Consider the following 20,105-nt stretch of genomic DNA (forward strand, 5'->3'; position numbering starts at 1 on the left):
CACTCGCCGCTCGGCAACGCCACGCGGCGGGTGTTCTGCGGGCGCCGCACAGGGTGCCGCTGCTGTTCCCCGGAGTCGTGGGGCACCGGCCTCGATCATTCACGTGCGCGCGCCGGCTTGAGGTGATCGGTCGAGGTTGAGGTTTCGTCCTGGTTCGTCCTTCGGGTGGTGGTGACGTTCCGGCCCGTGTGTCGTCACGGGTGGTCGTCGGTTTCCACGGGCCGAGGACGGGGCGGGTCTCCTCCTTCCGGAATCGGGGTCGGTGGGGTGGCAGTCAGCCGGGGGCGGGCAGGGCCTGGACGGCGCCCCAGGCGTCGACGATGTCGGTGGATGCGGGCCAGGCGGGGTCGAATTTCAGCTCGCGTCTTCGGGCGTGGTCGGCGAGTTTCGCGGGGACGTCCAGGAGTCGGGTGCGCAGAGTGGCGGGCTCGGCCCGGGCGAGTTTGCCTTCGGTGGCCAGGAGTTGGAACCAGCGGGCGAGGTCGGTGGCCAGGGCGAGGAGGGTGCACCAGGCTTGGTTGACCTTGAAGTAGCGGGAGGGCATCAGGTTGAGGGAGAGGGCCTTGCCGCGTCGGATGCCGGCCTCGACGTGGGTGTGGGAGCGGGCTCGGGCGTCGAGGAACTGCAGTTGCCCGCCGGTGGTGTTGGTGGCGATGGCCTGGTAGCGGTAGTCGGTCTTCTTCTCGTACGGCTTGAGCTCGCGCTCGTACTTGGGGTGGATGGGTTCGCGGCGAACGATCACCCGCATCCCTTCCGGCCAGCCGGTCAGGTCGAGCATGTCGGTGATCTCGACGAGGTCGGCGTCCTTGCGCGGCTGGCCCTTGTGGTCCAGGGCCGGCGTCCACGCGGTGGCCGGGACCTTGGCCAGGGCCTTCCAGAAGTCGTCGTCGCGGGTGTGGCCGACGGAGTACTCCCAGCGGTTGGCCGCGTTGCCGCCGCCGGAGGTGATCCAGGTGAGGAACTCCATCGTGGCTCCGGCGCCGTCGGTGCGGAACAGGACCCGGCGCCGACGGCGGGTGGGCAGCTGACGCAGGCCCTCGATACTCACCGAGATGTGGTCATCGGCGGTGTTGGATCCCGCCGATCCCGGCCGCAGCCGGTTGACCAGGAGTTCTTCGGTGTTGTCGCAGAACATCAACAGCGGGTGGTGGCCATATCCCTTGAAGTTGGGCTCGGCTCCCTCCTTGCCGGAATGCGCCGGGACGACTGAGGCGTCCAGGTCCAGCACCGTGACACCGGTCAGCTCCCGCCCGTTGACCTTGATCCAGGGAAAGCCGCCCGGGCGCAGGTCGAGCTGCTGGTGGACGTGGATACGGGTCCGGGCCCGTGCGGAGGCGATCTTCGTCAGCTGGACCGGTCCGATCGCCTCCAGGGTCCGCCACAGCGTGGACGCCGAGGCCGGGCTGCCCAGGACCAGCGAGGTCTGGCGCATCACATCGATCCCGGCCATCGACCGCGCGCCCAGCAGGACCGCGCAGGCCGCCGAGACCAGGACCGTTCCCCGATCATGGACGGGACGGAAGCCCCGCCGCACCAGGGCAGCCCCGAGCGCGTCGGTCAGCCCGACCTTGTCCGCCAGACGCCGCACCGGCACGATGCCCGCCTTGCCCACCAGCTTCTTCCCGCTTGCGGACAGCGACAGATCATCGGCCCACTCTGTACGCTTCGACACCGGAAGGGTGCCTCCCCTGCACGTGATCCAGTCCTAGAGAAGCTGAATCATCGCAGGTCGGAAGCACCCTTCCTTCATGATGTGACCGACTGTCACTGCGACACCGGGCGCCATGAATTCGTGAGGCCGGGGTGACCTCGCCGAAGCCGGCGAGACGGCGGCGGTGCCGAAGACGGTCATGTCGCCGCCGGTTGCGGCCGGGAACTCGGCGCCGAGGATGACGACGAGGCCAGGCATGGTGGTGATCGCGTCGAAGTCGTGGTGGGCGCGAAGCCGGGCCCCGCTCGCAGGGGGTGGGCGGCGGCGCGGTTCAACCACCCACGCCGACCGCCCCACCCGACTGCGCAGCTTCCCTTTGCTGCACACAGCGGACCGGATCTGGGGTATTAACCCTGGCTATTCAGCGGAATTGGTTGAGCTGACAGCCTGACAGCAGAAAGGTGCCGTTGACCTGCGAGGATGCGAGTGTCTACGTCGTATCCGCTGCAGAGAGCAAGGCACCTTTCTGGTGGTCGAGAGTACAGGGTGGGACCGTCGGCTGTCCGTGGCTGCTGACGGGAAGAAGCTGGTAGGGCACGCGGGGGCGGTGCTGCTGCGGAAACTGGCCGACCGCCTGGGGCTGACGGGTGGACTGGCCCGGGTGCTGCCGTCGAGTACGGCGGCCGGGTGGCGGGAGCGGAGCGGGGTGCTGGTCCAGCTGGCTGTGGCGATCGTGCTCGGAGCACGGAGTCTGCTGGAGGCCGAGCAGCTCCACCTGCACCACCAGCAGCTCTTCGGCCCGGCTGTGTCGGACTCGACGATGCGCCGGGTGCTGGCCGGCCTCGACGAACACACGCTGCGAAAGATCGCGAAGGTGCGGCGGCGGGTGCGCCGCCAGGTGTGGGGCCTGCTGCATCTGCGGCCGGGCGGCTTCCCCTATCTCACCGTTGCCGGACGGCACTTGAAGGGCTGGATCGTCGTGGACCTGGACGCCACGGTCATCACTGCCGCTTCGAAGAAGGAAGGGGCAGCGGCGACGTTCAAGGGCACGTTCGGCTTCCACCCGCTGGCCGGCTGGTGCGCGAACACCGGTGAGAGCCTGGCAATGGAGCTGCGCTGCGGGAATGCCGGGGCGAACACCGTCGAGGACCACCTGCGCGTGCTGGCGGCCTGTCTGGAGCAGGTCCCCGGCTCCTCGCAGGCCAAGCTCCTCATCCGCGTCGACGGCGCCGGGGCCACGCACGGCCTGCTGGAGCACCTGGAGTCACTGAACACGAAGCGGCGCACGGTCCGTTACACCGTCGGCTGGAAGATCACGCCCGAGGACGAGGCGGCGATCGCGAAACTCCCCGAAAGCGCATGGGAGACCTCCCTGCACCAGGACGGCAGCGTCCAGGAGGGCTACCAGGTCGCCGAGTTGACCGGGGTGAACACCCGCGAGGGCTGGCCCCAGGGGATGCGGCTGATCGTCCGCCGGGTCAGACCCTCACGGCGGCAGCACAAGAAGCTGACCGACTTCGAGAAACAGACCGGCTGGCGCTACTCGATCACCGCGACGAATATCCGGCACCTGTGGGGCATCCCCGGCTCGCACCAGGTCCAGTTCCTCGATGCCCTGCACCGCGACCACGCCGAGGTCGAGGATCGCATCCGCACCGGCAAAGCCATGGGCCTGCACAACCTCCCGTCCAAGTCGTGGCAGGTCAACGCCGGATGGATGCTTGCCTGCAACCTCGCGGCTGATCTCGACGCCTGGCTGCGGCTGCTCACCCTGCACGACCAGGACGGGCTCGAACACGCCGAGCCGGACACCATGCGCTTCCGCCTCTACCACCTGCCCGCCCGCCTCGCCGACCACGCCCGACGCCGCTACCTGCGCATCGAACGGACCTGGCCCTGGGCAAAGGCGTTCACCACCTGCTGGAGCAGGCTCACACAGCTTCCGGCCGTCACCTGACAGCCGGCCCCGCCCCGACCAGGACCAGGAAGGAGGAGGACCGCAGTCTCCGGGCCTGTGGAACCCGGCGCACCCCGCGGCGTTACGCGACGGCCCGTCCTCCAACGGCAGAGGACATTACGGGCGAACCGCCGGATCACTCAGCGACCGAAACCCGCTGACGAATCGAGGTTAACTGGAGCCCCACACAACGCCGGTGTCGGCGTTGATGGTGACTTTCGGGTGCCAGGGCATCGTCAGCGAGGTGTTGGACGGGAACCGCGGTGGCAGCCAGACGTACGTGGAGTCGTTGTGCATGCCGCCTGAGGGCTGCGCCCACCGGTCGCCCATGTACAGGTAGGTCGTGGTGCGGCTGCCCTGTATCGGGAGAATGTACGTGACCTGCGACCTGTAGCCGGTGCCGTTGCCGACATTCGCCAGACCGGTCCAGGGGCCTGCCATACTGCTCGCGGTCGCGTACTTCTGCTGGTTCGGGTTCCAGCCGGTGGTCCCCGAGGTCACCATGAAGTAGACACCATTGCGCTTGAAGACCGACTGCGCTTCCCGCCTGACGCCGTGCAGAGTAGTCACCCGGGCCGCGACCCAGAGGTAGTCGGGGGACAGACGGAAGATGGTCAGGTCTTTCTGCCCATTGGTCGTCGATACCAGGTATGCCTGACCGTCCGTGTCCCGGAACACGGTCATGTCGAAGGACCTGTAACCAGCGGGGCGGAAGCTGCGCTGGTACGTGTAATTGCCGCCCACCGTGGGCGATGTGGCGATAGCGACCATATTCTCGGTCATAGGTGCCGGGAAGTTCTCTTTGCGGACGAAGAGCACGTACTGCCCGGTGCGGGCGTTGTAGACGACCCTGGGCCGATAGACCCCGGCGTTCCGCAGCTCGGGAGACGAGGCCTGGGTCAGCGCACTGGTGCGGAACTCCCAGGTATGCAGGTCGGTGGAGCGGTAGATCGGGATCGACGCGAATGGGCCGCCGGGATAGGTGTTCTCACCGAACCAGTAGTAATACCCGCCCACTTTGATCATACTGCCGCCATGCCCATGCACCGCGTCCCCTGCAGTATTGATGAACTGAGTTCCGTTGGTGAACGTCATCGGAACGGCCCGGGCTTCACCGGAGACCTGTAACGGAACGAGGAAGCCCAGGCACATTGCGATGAACAATCGCAGAACGGAGTGCAGTACTCCACGCACAGCGATACGCCCCTTCTTGCGAGTGCCAGCAGCAACTGCGTTGGCGGAGATATCCGGCGACACGTTCCCCGACGGATATAACGTCGCACGCCCGTCACTGGTCTGCTACTTGTCGCCGGAGCAGCTACAGCACGAACGTTTCCGCTCAACCGCCAGGGCGTGAGACCACCCTGGTGCACATCCTGGTTCTGGAGCAGGCCTGTTCAGCCAGCTCGTGTGGCAGAGCCCCGAGTCCGAGCACCGGCTCTCGTCGGCGGCCAACTCATCACGCCGGCCCCAGACTCGGTGGCGACATCAGCCCCATGCACCGAGGCACCCACGCACGCTTCCATCGCTGGTACGGCATCCGTCTGTACCGGTGTGGTGGAGGCGCTCGCCGGTCGTGTCCCGCGACGTGGTGTAGGGGATCAAGCGCTACGCCTTCCGGTTCGAGGCTCATAGCGATCTATGCGGAGGCGGCAGCCCAAGAAGCGTGCTGATGAGGTGAGTTGGACACGGGAACGGGCTGAGCCATGTCCCTGGCCTGCGGGTTCCGGTGTCTTGATCCCCTACACCACGTCGCGGGACGCCATCCGCTCGCCTGGCGCACCGGTCCCGGCGCTCGCAGCGGCAGCAAGCAATATCGGAGCGTGGCAGCCACGTCGTCCACCAGGACGGCGGCCGCCGACGACGCCGACGAGCCGTTCCCGGCCCGCCCCAGCCAGACAGCCTTAGCTGTGTGCTGTCGCACAAGGACACCGGCTCGACGAACTGCGTAGACAGCGTTCTCGCAGGCAGCGATAAGGGCGCCAGGTGCTATTGCGGAAGTGAGGACTCTTAAACGAAGCGAAAAACGCGTAGAGGCACAGCGACAGACGCCGTGGACGCCTTCCAAAGTTTATGCCGATCCGCCTACGCCGAGTGCAGCATTGGCGGCCACACAAGCGTGAGACGCATGGCACAGGAAGAGCCTTGAGGTAACCCTGTGTATAGCGAGCTGCATACGCGGAGTCGAAGTCGCGGGCATGGCATGACGCTAACCGGCAGGCCGGGGAAGATGGTTGCTGACGGCACGGAGTTCGAACTCGGAAGGATAGAGAATGATCGTCGGAGTGGTGGCCACTGAAATCAAGGCTGAGCAACGCAAGTACGCCCTGCGCATGCTCCAACGCTGTGTAGAGACGCTACGGGACCAGGATGATGTAGATCGTGAACTGCTCCAGGAAGCTGCCAGCTGGGCTGTCATCGCCGAGGCTCTCAGGCGGCGCACCTAGCCGCATAGTGAGTCGTGATGAATTTGCCGCATTCGCCCTCCCAGGTGGGCCTGCGCTGGTAGATCTTCTTGTCCGACGGCGGTGCAACTGACTGCGTCAAGCTGCTGAGACCGGCTAAGGTCGGTGCGGGTTGATGACCGCCTACTGACGCGGCCTGTTTGTTCGTGCAGGCGGCACCGGCGGCTGGCCGGCCAGTGGTGAATACGGCGTCGTATCCACTCCGTTCACCTTCGGTCAGTGACCAGCAAGTCACTCGGGCCGGGGCAGCAGAGAGCGGGCTCGGCAACCTCTGTCCGGGGACGCCGACCGGGATGCCCAGCCGGGGTTGGCCGGTTCCCCGAGGGCGGCGCAGGTCGGCGGCGGCCGCGGCCGCAAGCGCCGGCGGCGAGGACGACGGACATCAGGGCTGGCAGCTGTCCGGCGTCCGGGACGGAGATGAAGAGCTCAACTGCGCCGAAGACAGCACCTCACAAACCCCCACCTTCACCGAGCCGCAGATCCACACCTGGTACCGGTTCACGGCCGTCGGACTGGTCGAGCCGCTCAACGAAGAGGCACGCACCGGCCTGGCGGGCAGGAACAGTCTCCCGCTGAACGAGTACCAGAAGCTCTTCCGCAAGCGGTACGGCGACAAATTGCCGGGCTCGGAGTACGGCCGGAAGGGCATGGCCGGCGGTACGCAGGCCTCAGTGAAGCGGGCCGAACCGCCCAGCCCGAGAAGGCCAGGTCCACACCGCGTCCCCAGGGACACACGGCCGCGCAGACCCAGTCGGCCAGGCCCACGCCCCCATCGCCGAGCCGTGGCAGGTGGCAGCCCTGAGCGGCGCTGTAAGCCTGATAGCGGTCGGCAGCGTGGCGTACATGCGTCGGCGGCGTGCGGTCACTGTGAGGTTCCCCTCATAGCGTGGAGTCCGTGATACCAGGGGAAGTTGAGGTTCATGGGGTCCAAGCAACAGAAGTACGACGCCGAGTTCCGTGAAGGTGCTGTACGCATCGTGATCGAGACGGGCAAGCCGATCCCGGAGGTCGCCGAGGATCTCGGAGTGCATCCGGGGACGCTGCACAGCTGGGTTTCACGCTGGAGGAGGAACGGCTCGGCCTCCTCCGACCGGCCCGCGCCCGCCGCCTCGGGCGGCCGGCTGCGGGAGGGTGAACGCGCTGAGCTGGAGCGGCTGCGCCGGGAGATGAACGAGAAGAACAAGCGCATCCGCGAGCTGGAGATGGAACGTGACGTCTTCAAACAGTGCATGGCCTTGTGGGTGAAGTAGCTGCCGCGGACCCGGCCCGGCTGGCCGGGGTGATCAGCGACTGCAAGGCCGAGAAGAACATTCCGCACACCACGTCCTGCCGGGTGCTGGGCGTGAGCGAGTCGTGGTTCTACAAGTGGAAGGACAGGCCTGTCACCGCCCGCGAAGTGCGGCGCGGACAGCTGGCCGAGGCCGTCCGGCGCGTCTTCGACGCCTCGGGCGGCACCTACGGCTCACCGAAGGTGTGGATCACGCTCGTCAGGCAGGGATGGCGCGTCTCGGTGAACACCGTTGCGAAGACCATGGCCGAGCTGGGCCTGGCCGGACGGAAGGTACGCTGGCGTCGCGGGCTCACCCGCCCCGGTAGGCGGGCCGCGGCGCCGGACTTCGTGCGCCGCGACTTCAGCGCGGATGCCCCGGACCAAGTCTGGTGCGGCGACATGACCGAGATCGTCACGGGTGAGGGCAAGCTCTACCTGGCCACGGTGATCGACCTGTTCTCACGCCGCCTGCTCGGTTACGCGATGGGCGCTCGCCACGATGCCGAACTCGTCGTGGCCTCACTGCACATGGCCGCAGCCACCCGCGGAGGCGACGTGAAAGGCGTGATCTTTCACAGCGACAGGGGCAGCGAGTACGTCTCCCGCCGGTTCAAGCGGGTCTGCCGCCGTCTCGGCGTGACCCAGTCCATGGGACGCGTCGGCTCATGTTTCGACAACGCCGTCAGCGAGGCATTCAACAGCGTCCTCAAGGTCGAATACATCTACCGGCACACCTTCGACACCCGTACCGAGGCCCGGCTGAAGATCGCCACGTGGATCACCGGCTTCTACAACACCCGCCGACTACACAGCGTATGCGAGTACCACAGCCCGATCGACTACGAACATATGCATCGGACCGGCTCCGCCCTGGAGCTGGCCGCCTAGAAACTCTCCACACAACGAGGGGATTGACACTGAGCGCTGATGGTGCCTCTGGTTGCCGGTCCTGTCCCGCACCGTTTGGGGACCGGCAACCATGCTCCCGGCAGCATGCACAGGGGGTCGCCGGACTCAGGTCGGGGGCGTCGTCAACTCCTCTGGCTGGTGGGTGGGTTGAGGAATGTGGAAGCTGTGGGGCGGTTGGCAGGCGCAAGAGCGGCCCGGTTGTCCAGCCCTTGTGCCTGAGGACTTTGAACGGACGTGGCCGTCCAGGTCTGTCAACGGCCATTTCGTTCTCCCCGTATGTGAGGTCCAGGGAGATGCTTGTCAGGTCGGTCCCGGGACTTGCTTGACGGTGTCTCGCGTGATGCTTGACGGTCCCAGGTGATGGTTGACGGTCAGCGGGGATCGGCGATGTAGCGGGTAACGGGGCCGCCCTTGACCGGGTGGGTGGAGATCTCGACTTCGCCGTCGAGAACGCGGAAGCAGGTCTCCTCGATGACCACGGTGACGGTCTTGCCGGCGTGCGCGATGCCGGGGCGGAGCTTGTGCCGAGCGACGACGAAGGTGCCGTCAGCGCCGACGCGCCGGACGGCCCGCCGCGGCTGAGACGGGGGCGGTGGCAGCGGAGTGGTAGCGACCCGTGCACCAGTGAGTTTCGCCCGGCGCTGGTGCGGGATCGGGGCGGTGAGGGTCTTGACCAGGAGTCCGGCATGGATCACATACATCAGGCTGCCGTCGAAACGCAGGGTGACGTGCTTGCCGATCAGCTCGTTACCAAGGGCGACGGGCGTCTGCCCGAGCGAGACGACGCCGTCCTTGGTGGCCTTGCGATCGACTTCGACCACGGTCGCCGGCGCCAAGGCTTTGTCCGCACTGAGGCCGCCCTGGGGTTCGGGTCCGCCGATCCGTCCGCCCCGCATGACCAGCCCTTGCAGGTGGGCGTCGGTGAAGGTCATCGAGCGAGTTCGGATGAGTTGCCCGTCGAGCACGACGTGGACGGTGCGGTGACTGGCCCAGACCGTGACGGTCCGGCCGACCAGGGACGGGCTGAACTTCAGGCTCCGTGCCTGCGGCAGCATCACGTGCCGGCCGGGGCTGATCACCGCCTCGAACTCCACCGCCTGGAGGGGGAGGTTGTCCTCGGACGAGCTCGGCGGCGGAAGCACCGGAAGTCGCATCGGTTCGGACGACCCCGACGTGGGCTCGGCCGCCACGGCTTGAGCAGGCACTGTTGTGTCGGCCGGGAGCGGGTGCGGGCGAAAGACCTGAGCCGGAGTGGCCATCTCCAGCGACTGGTGGGGGCGCGTGTGGTTGTAGCCATGGACCCACGCGTCGATCGCGTTCTGGGCCGCGACCGGGTCGGCGAAGGGACCGGAGTGGTCGAGCATCTCGCGGCGCAGGGTCTTATGAAACCGTTCGATCTTCCCGGTCGTGGTCGGTGACCTGGGCTTCGTCAGCCGCTGGTTGATGCCGTTCTCGCGGCAGACCCGCTCGAACATCACCTCGACGGGAAGGGGCTTGGAGTAACGGCCGGTGAACTGCTTGCCGTTGTCCGTCAGCATCTCCGACGGGACCCCGTAGCGGCGCATAGCCTCGATGAACGCCTGACATACGGCTCGTCCGGTGGGTTGCACCAACACCGAGGCGATCACGATGAACCGAGAGCAGTCGTCGATCCCCGTGAGGAGCTTGCACTCCCGCCCGTCCGCAAGGAACACCCCGCCCATCAAGTCCATCTGCCACAACTGCATCGGCACGTCACGCTGCCACCGTTTGTAGATCCGGCGGTGGACCTGGATCTGGTGGTCGACCAGGCCGTTGCGGACCAGGACGCGGTGCACCGTCGAGCGGCCCGGCGCGTTCGCGACCCCGCGCACGGCCAGTTCATGGGCGATCCGGCGGGCACCCCACTTCGGATAGCTCTGGCGCAGCTGGCAGATGGCCAGCTCGGTCTCGAGCGGCACCCGGGACGGTGAGCTGTGCGGCCGACGGGAGCGATCCTTCAAGCCGTCCCGTCCGCCCTCGCGGAAGCGCCGCAACCAGGAGTGCAGGGACTGCCGCGACGTGCCGTACCGGCGGGCGACCTCGGCCACCGGCGAACCGTCCAGCACCTCCACCACGGCCCGGAATCGGTGCTCGACCGTCCAGTCCTCATCAGCTGTCTCGGCAGCGGATATGTCGTCCATGCCTGCACAACGAGTGCTACCCGTCAGGGATGTGCTCGGACCGTCAGAAATCTCCCGCGACCGTCAAGCAAGTCCAGCACCAACGGCGTCAAGGATGAGCTGGGACTGCACAGCACAGGTCGACCGCGTGCCGCGGATGCCGCCGGTACGGCGGCTTCGGCGACACCGCCGATTCACGCCTCCTCGCCGAACGGCTGGACGAGGGACTGGACCTGCTCGGGCGCTTGTGGTCGGGCGACCCGCTCTTGCCCTCGATAGACATCTCATCCGGAGGTCATCGTCGCCGCACCGTAGCTGGCGGCGCCGCAGGCAGGCGGCGGCGTCCGCGGGGTCGGCCGGCCGTACCGACTCACCGACGCGCGGGCCGGGCGTCGTGCCCGCGTGCCCGCGCTCGCCAGCCTCGTGCTCGGGCATGTTCTCGCCGGTCATCGCTGCATCCTGGGACCGAGGCGGGAACAGGCCCAGGTCGTCGGCAAGGCACGGTTCGCCGTGGTTGGGGGACGGTGGCTCAGAGCCGCGTACGCGTGGGAGACGGTCTTCGCTCAGGTGCGGAAGTCGCCCTGGGCGCATGTGGTGTCTGCATGCAGCAGATCGGCGTCGGTGGCGGCGGTGCGCCGCAGCCGGTGGAACAGGCGCAGCACGCCGGGTACTTCAGCGGGCACCAGACGGGGAACGTGCTGCCAGGCCAGCATCCGGATGCCGGTGCGGGAGCCCGGGCCAGGATGCGCTCGGCCCGGCACCGCACCAGAGAGGTTTCAGCGGTGGGGACGTCGACGAGCAGGCGTAGGGAGTCCAGTTCCGGGGTGGCGATGCGCTGCTCGTCGTCCACGTCGCGTAAAGACAGAGGGAAGCGGCGGTGTGGCCAGATCGCGTGCGCGATCCCCTTCGGCGGGTACCGGAACTCTCGGTACGGCAGTGTCCACCGGCAGGCCCCTTTCCCACGGGCGGTCTACGCCAGGATCATCGCACCGCCCTTCTCAACTTGGTGATCCCCTTCGGGGGCAGGATGGCCGGCATGCGGCGCGTGAGTGCGGCGGGGAGGGGAAACCTGCGGCTGAGGCATCTTCCAGCAGAGCCCAGGACCAGGAGCGGAGAGGAGCGGTGGCCACCACGATGGGCGAGGCCCGGGTCGGCATGGCACGGCCGGCGAGTGGTGGACCCGGCATGTGCGCGGGTCGTCTTCTGTGGGGGCGGTCTGCTCCTTGTCGCGTGCCGCCTGTCGCCCCCGCGCCTGTTGGCGCGTTTACCTCGCGTTCTGTGGTCTATTTATGGGATTTACTTCTGCGCTGATCACGGTTCGGAAATATAGATGCAGCAACAACAAAATTGGCGCGCGCAGAAATTCATCTTGCGCATAATAAAACCACCGTGCAGGAGCAAGGCGGGCTGCGGGGAAAGCCTGTTCCACTCAGCCAGTCATGTGAGGGGGTTCTCAGACCCCGATCCGATTTGGGCCTGACGCCTGCTGACCGCTGCGAGAGCCGGGTCCACGCCCGGGAAGGACAGCTCCGGGTCCCCTTGCCACCACCGCGAGGAAGTCAACAGCGAGCTCCTCGGGCCGGGCTCGCCCATAGCCAATGCCCGGCGCAGGGCCGCGAATCCCAACGCCGCGCCGACCTCGACGCCAGAAGTCGTGCGGATGCCTCGCCAGGAGGGAAGAACGGCCCGGCCACAACAGGCCGAGCCGTCCAGGCGGCTTCAACGGCCGGCACCTATGGCCTCCACCACCTTCCGCGCCAGCTCTCTTTCGAAGCCGACACGGCCGTCCTAGAAGGATTCATCCGGCAGTCGTATAACCAGCCTCGATCATTCACGTGCGCGCGCCGGCTTGAGGTGATCGGTCGAGGTTGAGGTTTCGTCCTGGTTCGTCCTTCGGGTGGTGGTGACGTTCCGGCCCGTGTGTCGTCACGGGTGGTCGTCGGTTTCCACGGGCCGAGGACGGGGCGGGTCTCCTCCTTCCGGAATCGGGGTCGGTGGGGTGGCAGTCAGCCGGGGGCGGGCAGGGCCTGGACGGCGCCCCAGGCGTCGACGATGTCGGTGGATGCGGGCCAGGCGGGGTCGAATTTCAGCTCGCGTCTTCGGGCGTGGTCGGCGAGTTTCGCGGGGACGTCCAGGAGTCGGGTGCGCAGAGTGGCGGGCTCGGCCCGGGCGAGTTTGCCTTCGGTGGCCAGGAGTTGGAACCAGCGGGCGAGGTCGGTGGCCAGGGCGAGGAGGGTGCACCAGGCTTGGTTGACCTTGAAGTAGCGGGAGGGCATCAGGTTGAGGGAGAGGGCCTTGCCGCGTCGGATGCCGGCCTCGACGTGGGTGTGGGAGCGGGCTCGGGCGTCGAGGAACTGCAGTTGCCCGCCGGTGGTGTTGGTGGCGATGGCCTGGTAGCGGTAGTCGGTCTTCTTCTCGTACGGCTTGAGCTCGCGCTCGTACTTGGGGTGGATGGGTTCGCGGCGAACGATCACCCGCATCCCTTCCGGCCAGCCGGTCAGGTCGAGCATGTCGGTGATCTCGACGAGGTCGGCGTCCTTGCGCGGCTGGCCCTTGTGGTCCAGGGCCGGCGTCCACGCGGTGGCCGGGACCTTGGCCAGGGCCTTCCAGAAGTCGTCGTCGCGGGTGTGGCCGACGGAGTACTCCCAGCGGTTGGCCGCGTTGCCGCCGCCGGAGGTGATCCAGGTGAGGAACTCCATCGTGGCTCCGGCGCCGTCGGTGCGGAACAGGACCCGGCGCCGACGGCGGGTGGGCAGCTGACGCAGGCCCTCGATACTCACCGAGATGTGGTCATCGGCGGTGTTGGATCCCGCCGATCCCGGCCGCAGCCGGTTGACCAGGAGTTCTTCGGTGTTGTCGCAGAACATCAACAGCGGGTGGTGGCCATATCCCTTGAAGTTGGGCTCGGCTCCCTCCTTGCCGGAATGCGCCGGGACGACTGAGGCGTCCAGGTCCAGCACCGTGACACCGGTCAGCTCCCGCCCGTTGACCTTGATCCAGGGAAAGCCGCCCGGGCGCAGGTCGAGCTGCTGGTGGACGTGGATACGGGTCCGGGCCCGTGCGGAGGCGATCTTCGTCAGCTGGACCGGTCCGATCGCCTCCAGGGTCCGCCACAGCGTGGACGCCGAGGCCGGGCTGCCCAGGACCAGCGAGGTCTGGCGCATCACATCGATCCCGGCCATCGACCGCGCGCCCAGCAGGACCGCGCAGGCCGCCGAGACCAGGACCGTTCCCCGATCATGGACGGGACGGAAGCCCCGCCGCACCAGGGCAGCCCCGAGCGCGTCGGTCAGCCCGACCTTGTCCGCCAGACGCCGCACCGGCACGATGCCCGCCTTGCCCACCAGCTTCTTCCCGCTTGCGGACAGCGACAGATCATCGGCCCACTCTGTACGCTTCGACACCGGAAGGGTGCCTCCCCTGCACGTGATCCAGTCCTAGAGAAGCTGAATCATCGCAGGTCGGAAGCACCCTTCCTTCATGATGTGACCGACTGTCACTGCGACACCGGGCGCCATGAATTCGTGAGGCCAGGGTCCTTACAAGAGAGGGCTGGCGGCATGAGTGATGACGCGGCCCCTCCTACCATCACAGCGAGCATCAACCACCCGCATCGTGCCCATGCACGAGACCTTGCACGAGACCACACGCAGCCCGAAACCCCTTCGACGGTCCGGCAGACGGCCGGGCCGACCTCGATGACACCGGGCACGAGCACGGGGCAAACGGGACAAGGAGGGTTATTCACGGGCTTGGTTTCTTGATCAGCAAGACGGCCCTGCTCGGTAGCCTGGCGTTTGCGACGACGTCAGTTTTCCACCGGGGTAGGGCCGTTGAGCTGGAACGTTACGACAGGGCTGGAAGCGGATCAACTGGAGGCCTTGGTGGTCCGGGTCCACACGATGCTGGTGGAGGACCCCGATCCGCCCGTGGTGCCGGGACGGATGTGGGCGCTGGGCCTGTACAAGTCCGTGGTCCTGGTGTTGTTCCTGCTGCGGCAGAACCCCGTCCAGCAAGCGGCGGCGGAACTGTTCCACATCTCCCAGGCCACCGTCTCGCGCCGGTGGACCACGCTGCTCCCGGTGGTGGAGACGGCCCTGGCCGAGCATGTGCCCGACCCCGCCGACGCCTCACACGGCAGGATCGTCCTGGTCGACGGGACCCTGGTCACCACGTGGGACTGGGCGAGCGAGGGCACCACGATGTTCTCCGGCAAGCATCGTGACACAGGCTTCAACCTGCAGGTCGCCGCCACTCTCAGCGGGGACCTGCTCGCCGTCTCCGCGCCGGTACCCGGCAGCCGGCACGACATGTACGCCTGGCGCCAGTCCCACTTTCCCAAAGCCTTCGCCGACCGGGAGAGCATGGGGGATCTGGGCTATGTCGGCTCCGGCATGCTCACCGCCCGCCGCAAGCCACCCGGTCAGGAACGCCCCGTCAAAGACAAAGTGTTCAACCAGAGCATCGGCAAGCTCCGCGCCGCCGTCGAACGAGCGATCGCACATCTGAAGGACTGGAAGGTCCTCGCCACTCGCTATCGCGGCCCTCTCACCCGGTTCCCCCTCGTCGCCAAGACCGTCACCGCCCTCGCCTTCTACAAGAACGGCTGGTGACCCCGTGAATAAGCCTCAAGGCTCAGCCCGGACGTTCATCGACAACACCCGCAGCCGGCGTGGAGGCGAAGCAGACGCGCGACGGGCCCTGGGCCGGCTGGCAGACGCACGGCGCAGGGTCGGCACGCGGCACGCTTCCGGTGGGGCAGGCTCGCCGTTGTTGCGCAGACGGCTGAGAACCCATCTTTGAACCCCAGCAATGGCCACTGCTAGGGGCAGTGATGGACATGGGCGAGTGCAGTGACGGGGCGGTCATCCGGAATGTGACGCTGAGCGAGCCGCATGCCGCGTGAAGTTCTGGAATATGGTGGGCCTCGTCCTCCGCACGTGGAGAACTTCGGCACGTGCCTGGACTCCCTGTTCGGCTGGCCTTCGCGGACAAGGGAATGCAGAAGGCCCACGCCTGTGACGTGGGCCTTCGGGACGGAGATGTACATTCCCCGACTTGGCCGCGCGCTGGCAGCCTGACTAGTCCCTCCGCCGAGGCCGGCCTGACACGCTGACAAAAGGAGGCTCTGGGTGTGATCAGCCGCTGGTTTGGGTTTGCCAGAGAGGCTGCCATTTCACGTCGTAGATGACGACGTTGCCGTCGTTCTGGATGGCGAGGTAGTAGCCCCGGCCTGCGGTGTTGGACGCCCAGAGCGGACCGTCATGGCTGTAAACCACGAGGTTGCCGTCTGTCTGGAAGATGGCGCAGAGGCCACGGCCGGCAGTGGCTGTCTGCCATACGGCGCGGCCGTCCTTGTAGAGGACGAAGTTGCCATCCGTCTGCATGGTCAGGTACGCCCGCCCGTTCTTCGAACCCCAGCCAGCCCCAGTGTTACTAACGCAAACATGGTGACCCCACTGCCGTGGGAGCACTGTGTCAGTCGGGCGTGTGATTGCCCCAGGGTCCGCGGCCTGAGTCGATGAGGCCGCGAGGGCCGAGCTCGGCGGTGTCGCCGCTTGCGCGCTCCCCCCGCCCGCTCCCGCTAACGCCAGCACTGCTGCAGCAATACACATCATTCTACGCATCTTTGGCACTCCTACAGCTCTCATAGCGAACGCCCAGAATGGGTTTACATCCGTTATATAATCAGATAACCACTTTGGGTGCAGTCGCTACGGCGAACCGAGGACGGCGACGGTGGCCAGCGCGTGTTGATGACCTGGACCGCGTGCGGAGAGGTCTGTGGCCAGGCAGCAGGAGAACACGATCGCGGTATCGGTGACGGCCAGCTGCTGCCCGGCAGGTCAGGCTGCCCGCAGTGCGTGGTGAGGGCGGGACGGAGCCGCGTTGGGCCGAATGGCGGGCCGGGTGAGCCGGCGTGTCATGAAGGTGATCGCGGCGAGACCCGCGTGGGAAACGCTGCTCCACGCCCCATCCCGCGAGGGGGGGGCAGCAAGGTCAGCCCGACTTGCCGCAGAACAACAGCTGGAACCAGCAGGCCACCCAGACCGACGGGCAGCTGAACAGCAGCTGGAACCACTCCTACAGCTATGGCATCGGCGCCACAGACAGCTCAGCTACGGCGGATCAGCAAGTCCAGCATTCAGTTGGGCCACCGCGGAAGGCTGGAGCAGTACGCCGAGAAGGTCGGCATCCCCTTCACCAGCGTGCGGATCCACCGGCACACGGTGAGCCGGTGGTTGGCTGAACGCCGGGCGGAGAGAGCCTCCTTCGGGATCCATCGGAGCCCCGGGGGAGGGACGACTGTTTCGAGGTCCAGAAGCCTCTGGCACCGCCGGGCGGCGGGTCGGCCGCGGTGGGCGCAGGACACCGCGGAGCGCCTGGCGGGCTGGTGGGTGGAGAGCCCGCAGACTCCGCAAGGAGGAGGGCGAGGCGATCCACGACCGGGCGTTCGGCGACCACGTCGCCGCGCAGGTGGCCACCGACTTCCTGAGCCGACCGCGTGTCGCCTCTCAAGCGGCCGGCACCCTGGATCGCCCAGCACCTGTTCAACACAGCCCAGTCGGCCCGGCGGCGGCAGGCCGAGGAGGCCGAACCGTTCTCTGGACAGCCTGACCACCCGCCCGTGTGCTCCCCATTACCGGTCGGACAGACTCGACGTCCCGGCACGGGCACCGTCTTCGTCCCCGAGAAAGAGCCTTCTGCCGGTCGAACGCCGAGGAACAAAGGTTGACTTGTGGGTTTTGCACACCGAAATTCATGATATGCGCACGGTCCATCTCCCCGGCGGCGTGGGACTCTCGATGTCACGCCTTTCGACGAGGAGGGGCAGATGGACAAACGGTACGAGGTGTACTGTTTCGCAGACCGTGTCTTTTACGAGACCCCGGACCGTTTGCCCAAGTCCAGCGGTGGCAAGGGCATCGCCGGCCCCTTTGATGCGGCGCGGCGGCCGGTCCCCGAGGGGTGGAGATCGTTGGTCTCCGGGGACTGGCTCCACATAGCGCCGGTCGACGAGCAGAGCGGTCCGGGTCAGGGACGGCGCCCGGCCCAGGGCTGGAAGATTCATGTCTCGGCCTGTCTCGACAACGCCGGCAGCGTCGCCGCCGCAGTGTGGGACTACTGCATACCGCGCGGCATACCTTTCAAGTTCGTCCCCAGCGCTCACCTGCTGTACCTGCGTAACTCCAAGTACGCAGGCCGCGGCTCCAGCGGCAAATTCGCCACCCTCTATCCGGCCGACGAGGACGAACTACGCCGGATACTGGAGGAGTTGGGGAGACTGCTGGAGGGGGAGCCGGGACCGTACATCCTCAGCGATCTGCGCTGGAACAAGGGTCCCCTGTACGTGCGCTACGGCGCCTTCGCCACACGGCACTGCGCCGACGACAAGGGCGACATCGTCCCCGCCATCGAGGACCCGCATGGCCGACTCGTCCCCGACCGACGAGGCCCTGCCTTCCGGCCCCCCGAGTGGGTGACGCTACCGGAATTCATGCGCCCGCACCTCGACGCGCGCAACGCCACCTCCACCAACGCTCTGCCGTACCGCGTCATACGGGCACTGCACTTCTCCAACGGCGGCGGAGTCTACGAGGCCAGCGATACGCGAACCGGCGCGACGGTTGTTCTGAAGGAGGCCCGCCCGTACGCGGGACTCGTCGGGGACGGGGCGGACGCCGTGGCCCGTCTGGAACGGGAGAAGGCAGCCCTTGAGCGGCTCGGAGGGCTGGGTGTCGCGCCCGAGGTGCGGGATTGGTTCACGCTCGGCGACCACCGCTTCCTCGTCATGGACTTCCTCGACGGCCGCCCCTTGCACTCCTTCATCGCACGCCGTCATCCCCTGCTGGGGCCGGAGCCGGATCCGCACGCCCTCGCCGAGTACACCCGCTGGGTGCTCGATGTGCACGGTGCCACCGAAGCCGCCGTCGCCGCCGTGCACGACCGCGGGCTGGTCGTGGGCGATCTGCACCCGTTCAACATCATGCTTGCTCCGGACGAACGGACCGTGCGGCTGTTGGACTTCGAGGCCGCCATGCCCGTCGAGGAGCACCGTGGCCAGACTCTGGCCCATCCCGGTTTCGCCGCACCGGCCGACTACAAGGGCTACGAGGTCGACCACTACGCTCTGGCCTGCCTGCGGATCGCGCTCCTGCTGCCGATGACGACGCTGTTCGCCGTCGACCGGGGCAAGGCCGTCCACCTCGCCGAGATCGCGGCCGAGCAGTTCCCGGACCTGCCGCGATCGTTCCTGGACGAGGCGGTGCGGGTCATCTCGGGCGACCTCAGACCCCGTGCGATGGACTACCTCCCCGTCGATCCCGCGGACCGGCGGCAAGGCCCCGCCTCCATGGTGCGAGCGATCCTGCGCTCCGCGACGCCCGAGCGGGACGACCGGCTCTTCCCCGGCGACATCGCCCAGTTCACGGACGGCGGCGGCCTAGGCATGGCGTACGGCGCCGCTGGGGTCCTCTACGCCCTCGACGAGACGGGTCATGGCCGCTGGGAGAAGGGCGAGGAATGGCTCCTGGACCACACCGGCCCGCCGCCCGACGGGACATCGCTCGGCTTCTACGACGGGCTCACCGGAGTGGCGTACCTCCTCGACCGGCTCGGACACACCGGCCGTGCCCTCGACCTCATGGGCCATGTGCTCGACGAGAAATGGCAGATGCTCGGGTCGGACCTGCACGGCGGGCTCGCGGGCCTCGGACTCGCCCTCGACCACCTTGCCCGTACGACGAGTGAGGCCGCTCTGCACGACCACGCCTTGACGGCAGCCCGCATCCTCATGGAGAGGAACCATGCGGCGGGCAAGCGCGCGGGTCTGATGCGGGGCGCGACAGGACCCGCGCTGTTCTTCATACGGCTGTACGAGTCCACCGGCGACCCCGCTCTCCTCGACCACGCGGCGTCCGCCCTCCGCGCCGACCTGGCCCGCTGTGTACAGGACCGCACCGGCGCCCTCGCTGTGGACGAGGGGTTCCGCACCATGCCGTACCTGGCGACGGGGAGCGTCGGCATCGGCATGGTCCTCGACGACTACCTCGTCCACCGACCGGACGACGAGGAGTTCGCGCGGGCCAGAAGGAACGTCCTGCCGGCGGCCCGATCGCGTTACTACGCCGAGCCCGGCCTCTTCGAGGGGCGTGCCGGGATGATCCTGCACCTCGCCCGCACGGGGGCGCCGCGCACCGACGTGGACGCGCACATCGCCGCGCTCGGCTGGTACGGCCTGCCGTACGAGGGCGAACTCGCCTTCCCCGGCGACCAGATGATGCGGCTCTCCATGGACCTCGCCACCGGTACCGCCGGCTGTCTGCTCGCCCTCGGTGCGGCAGGCGCCGAGCACCCGGCCTCACTCCCCTTCCTGCCGCCGCTGCCCGCCCGGCCACCCGACGGCACACGGACCGGCCCGACCAGGGTCGTGACACAGCAATCCCCGTCCCCACGGAAAGGATGATGATCGACATGACACTCCTCGATCTCCAGACACTCGAGGTCCCTTCAGAAGAGGAAGCCGCAGAGGGTTACCACAGCGCCGCCAGCAAGAATTGCGGCGGCGGCAGTGCGTTGAGCGTCATCCTCTGCTGACCTGACCCACGCCTCTCTTGAGGCCAGCCCCCGCCGGTCCCGGACAGCGCCCCGCGCCAACCGGGACCGGCGGGATGCCGGGCCCACCGGCCGATGCCAGTCGAGCCCAGGAGGA

At 67.5% G+C, this 20,105-nt stretch carries 15 protein-coding genes; 8 read left to right on the forward strand and 7 right to left on the reverse strand.

Features of this window, described 5'->3' with window-relative positions:
* Positions 1-274 precede the first annotated feature (274 nt).
* Positions 275-1,672, reverse strand: coding sequence for an IS1380 family transposase (locus ABIE67_RS49420; RefSeq protein ID WP_370251787.1), 1,398 nt, complete (start codon positions 1,670-1,672; stop codon positions 275-277).
* A 33-nt stretch (positions 1,673-1,705) separates the two neighbouring features.
* Positions 1,706-1,909, reverse strand: a complete 204-nt coding sequence (locus ABIE67_RS49425; protein ID WP_370271014.1) for a hypothetical protein — start codon at positions 1,907-1,909, stop codon at positions 1,706-1,708.
* A 271-nt stretch (positions 1,910-2,180) separates the two neighbouring features.
* On the opposite strand from ABIE67_RS49425, the gene ABIE67_RS49430 reads away from it, so the two are divergent.
* Complete coding sequence (locus tag ABIE67_RS49430) at positions 2,181-3,608, forward strand: IS1380 family transposase (RefSeq protein ID WP_370267871.1); 1,428 nt, start codon at positions 2,181-2,183, stop codon at positions 3,606-3,608.
* 171 nt (positions 3,609-3,779) lie between these two features.
* Here ABIE67_RS49430 and ABIE67_RS49435 read toward each other — a convergent pair whose 3' ends face one another.
* Positions 3,780-4,802, reverse strand: a complete 1,023-nt coding sequence (locus tag ABIE67_RS49435; protein WP_370271015.1) for a family 43 glycosylhydrolase — start codon at positions 4,800-4,802, stop codon at positions 3,780-3,782.
* A 1,079-nt stretch (positions 4,803-5,881) separates the two neighbouring features.
* Here ABIE67_RS49435 and ABIE67_RS49440 point away from each other — a divergent pair.
* The 3 genes from ABIE67_RS49440 to ABIE67_RS49450 all read left to right on the forward strand — a co-directional run bounded on the left by ABIE67_RS49440 (position 5,882) and on the right by ABIE67_RS49450 (position 8,231).
* Positions 5,882-6,055: a hypothetical protein gene (locus ABIE67_RS49440; RefSeq protein ID WP_370271016.1), complete on the forward strand. Its 174-nt coding sequence runs from the start codon at positions 5,882-5,884 to the stop codon at positions 6,053-6,055.
* 938 nt (positions 6,056-6,993) lie between these two features.
* Positions 6,994-7,323: a transposase gene (locus ABIE67_RS49445; protein ID WP_370252162.1), complete on the forward strand. Its 330-nt coding sequence runs from the start codon at positions 6,994-6,996 to the stop codon at positions 7,321-7,323.
* The gene (locus ABIE67_RS49450; protein WP_370252164.1) at positions 7,311-8,231 is read left to right on the forward strand and encodes an IS3 family transposase; all 921 of its coding nucleotides are present in this window, start codon (positions 7,311-7,313) and stop codon (positions 8,229-8,231) included. The genes ABIE67_RS49445 and ABIE67_RS49450 overlap by 13 nt, the downstream gene beginning before the upstream one ends.
* Before the next feature lie 392 nt (positions 8,232-8,623).
* On the opposite strand, the gene ABIE67_RS49455 is transcribed toward ABIE67_RS49450, so the two are convergent.
* The 3 genes from ABIE67_RS49455 to ABIE67_RS49465 form a co-directional block, all read right to left on the reverse strand.
* Positions 8,624-10,414 carry an IS481 family transposase gene (locus tag ABIE67_RS49455; RefSeq protein WP_370271017.1) on the reverse strand — a complete coding sequence of 597 codons (1,791 nt, stop codon included), beginning with the start codon at positions 10,412-10,414 and terminating at the stop codon, positions 8,624-8,626.
* A 542-nt stretch (positions 10,415-10,956) separates the two neighbouring features.
* Entirely contained in the window at positions 10,957-11,154 is a 198-nt protein-coding gene (locus tag ABIE67_RS49460; protein ID WP_370271018.1) for a hypothetical protein, read from the reverse strand.
* A gap of 1,245 nt (positions 11,155-12,399) precedes the next feature.
* Positions 12,400-13,797, reverse strand: a complete 1,398-nt coding sequence (locus ABIE67_RS49465; RefSeq protein ID WP_370251787.1) for an IS1380 family transposase — start codon at positions 13,795-13,797, stop codon at positions 12,400-12,402.
* 429 nt (positions 13,798-14,226) lie between these two features.
* On the opposite strand from ABIE67_RS49465, the gene ABIE67_RS49470 reads away from it, so the two are divergent.
* Complete coding sequence (locus ABIE67_RS49470) at positions 14,227-15,006, forward strand: transposase family protein (protein WP_370271020.1); 780 nt, start codon at positions 14,227-14,229, stop codon at positions 15,004-15,006.
* A 525-nt stretch (positions 15,007-15,531) separates the two neighbouring features.
* Here ABIE67_RS49470 and ABIE67_RS49475 read toward each other — a convergent pair.
* A complete protein-coding gene (locus tag ABIE67_RS49475; RefSeq protein WP_370271021.1) occupies positions 15,532-15,780 on the reverse strand; it encodes a hypothetical protein in 249 nt (82 codons plus the stop codon).
* A 919-nt stretch (positions 15,781-16,699) separates the two neighbouring features.
* Between ABIE67_RS49475 and ABIE67_RS49480 the strand changes: the two genes are divergently transcribed.
* From ABIE67_RS49480 to ABIE67_RS49490, 3 genes are all read left to right on the forward strand, one after another.
* Entirely contained in the window at positions 16,700-17,011 is a 312-nt protein-coding gene (locus ABIE67_RS49480; protein WP_370271196.1) for a DUF6192 family protein, read from the forward strand.
* 217 nt (positions 17,012-17,228) lie between these two features.
* Positions 17,229-19,859 carry a class III lanthionine synthetase LanKC gene (gene lanKC / locus ABIE67_RS49485; protein WP_370271023.1) on the forward strand — a complete coding sequence of 877 codons (2,631 nt, stop codon included), beginning with the start codon at positions 17,229-17,231 and terminating at the stop codon, positions 19,857-19,859.
* Positions 19,860-19,867: 8 nt separating this feature from the next.
* Positions 19,868-19,990 (forward strand): SapB/AmfS family lanthipeptide, encoded by a 123-nt coding sequence (locus ABIE67_RS49490; protein WP_370271197.1) that lies wholly within the window; start codon positions 19,868-19,870, stop codon positions 19,988-19,990.
* The last annotated feature ends 115 nt before the right edge of the window (positions 19,991-20,105 follow it).

It is taken from the genome of Streptomyces sp. V4I8 (genome assembly GCF_041261225.1).
In the GTDB taxonomy this organism is placed as follows: Bacteria; Actinomycetota; Actinomycetes; order Streptomycetales; family Streptomycetaceae; genus Streptomyces.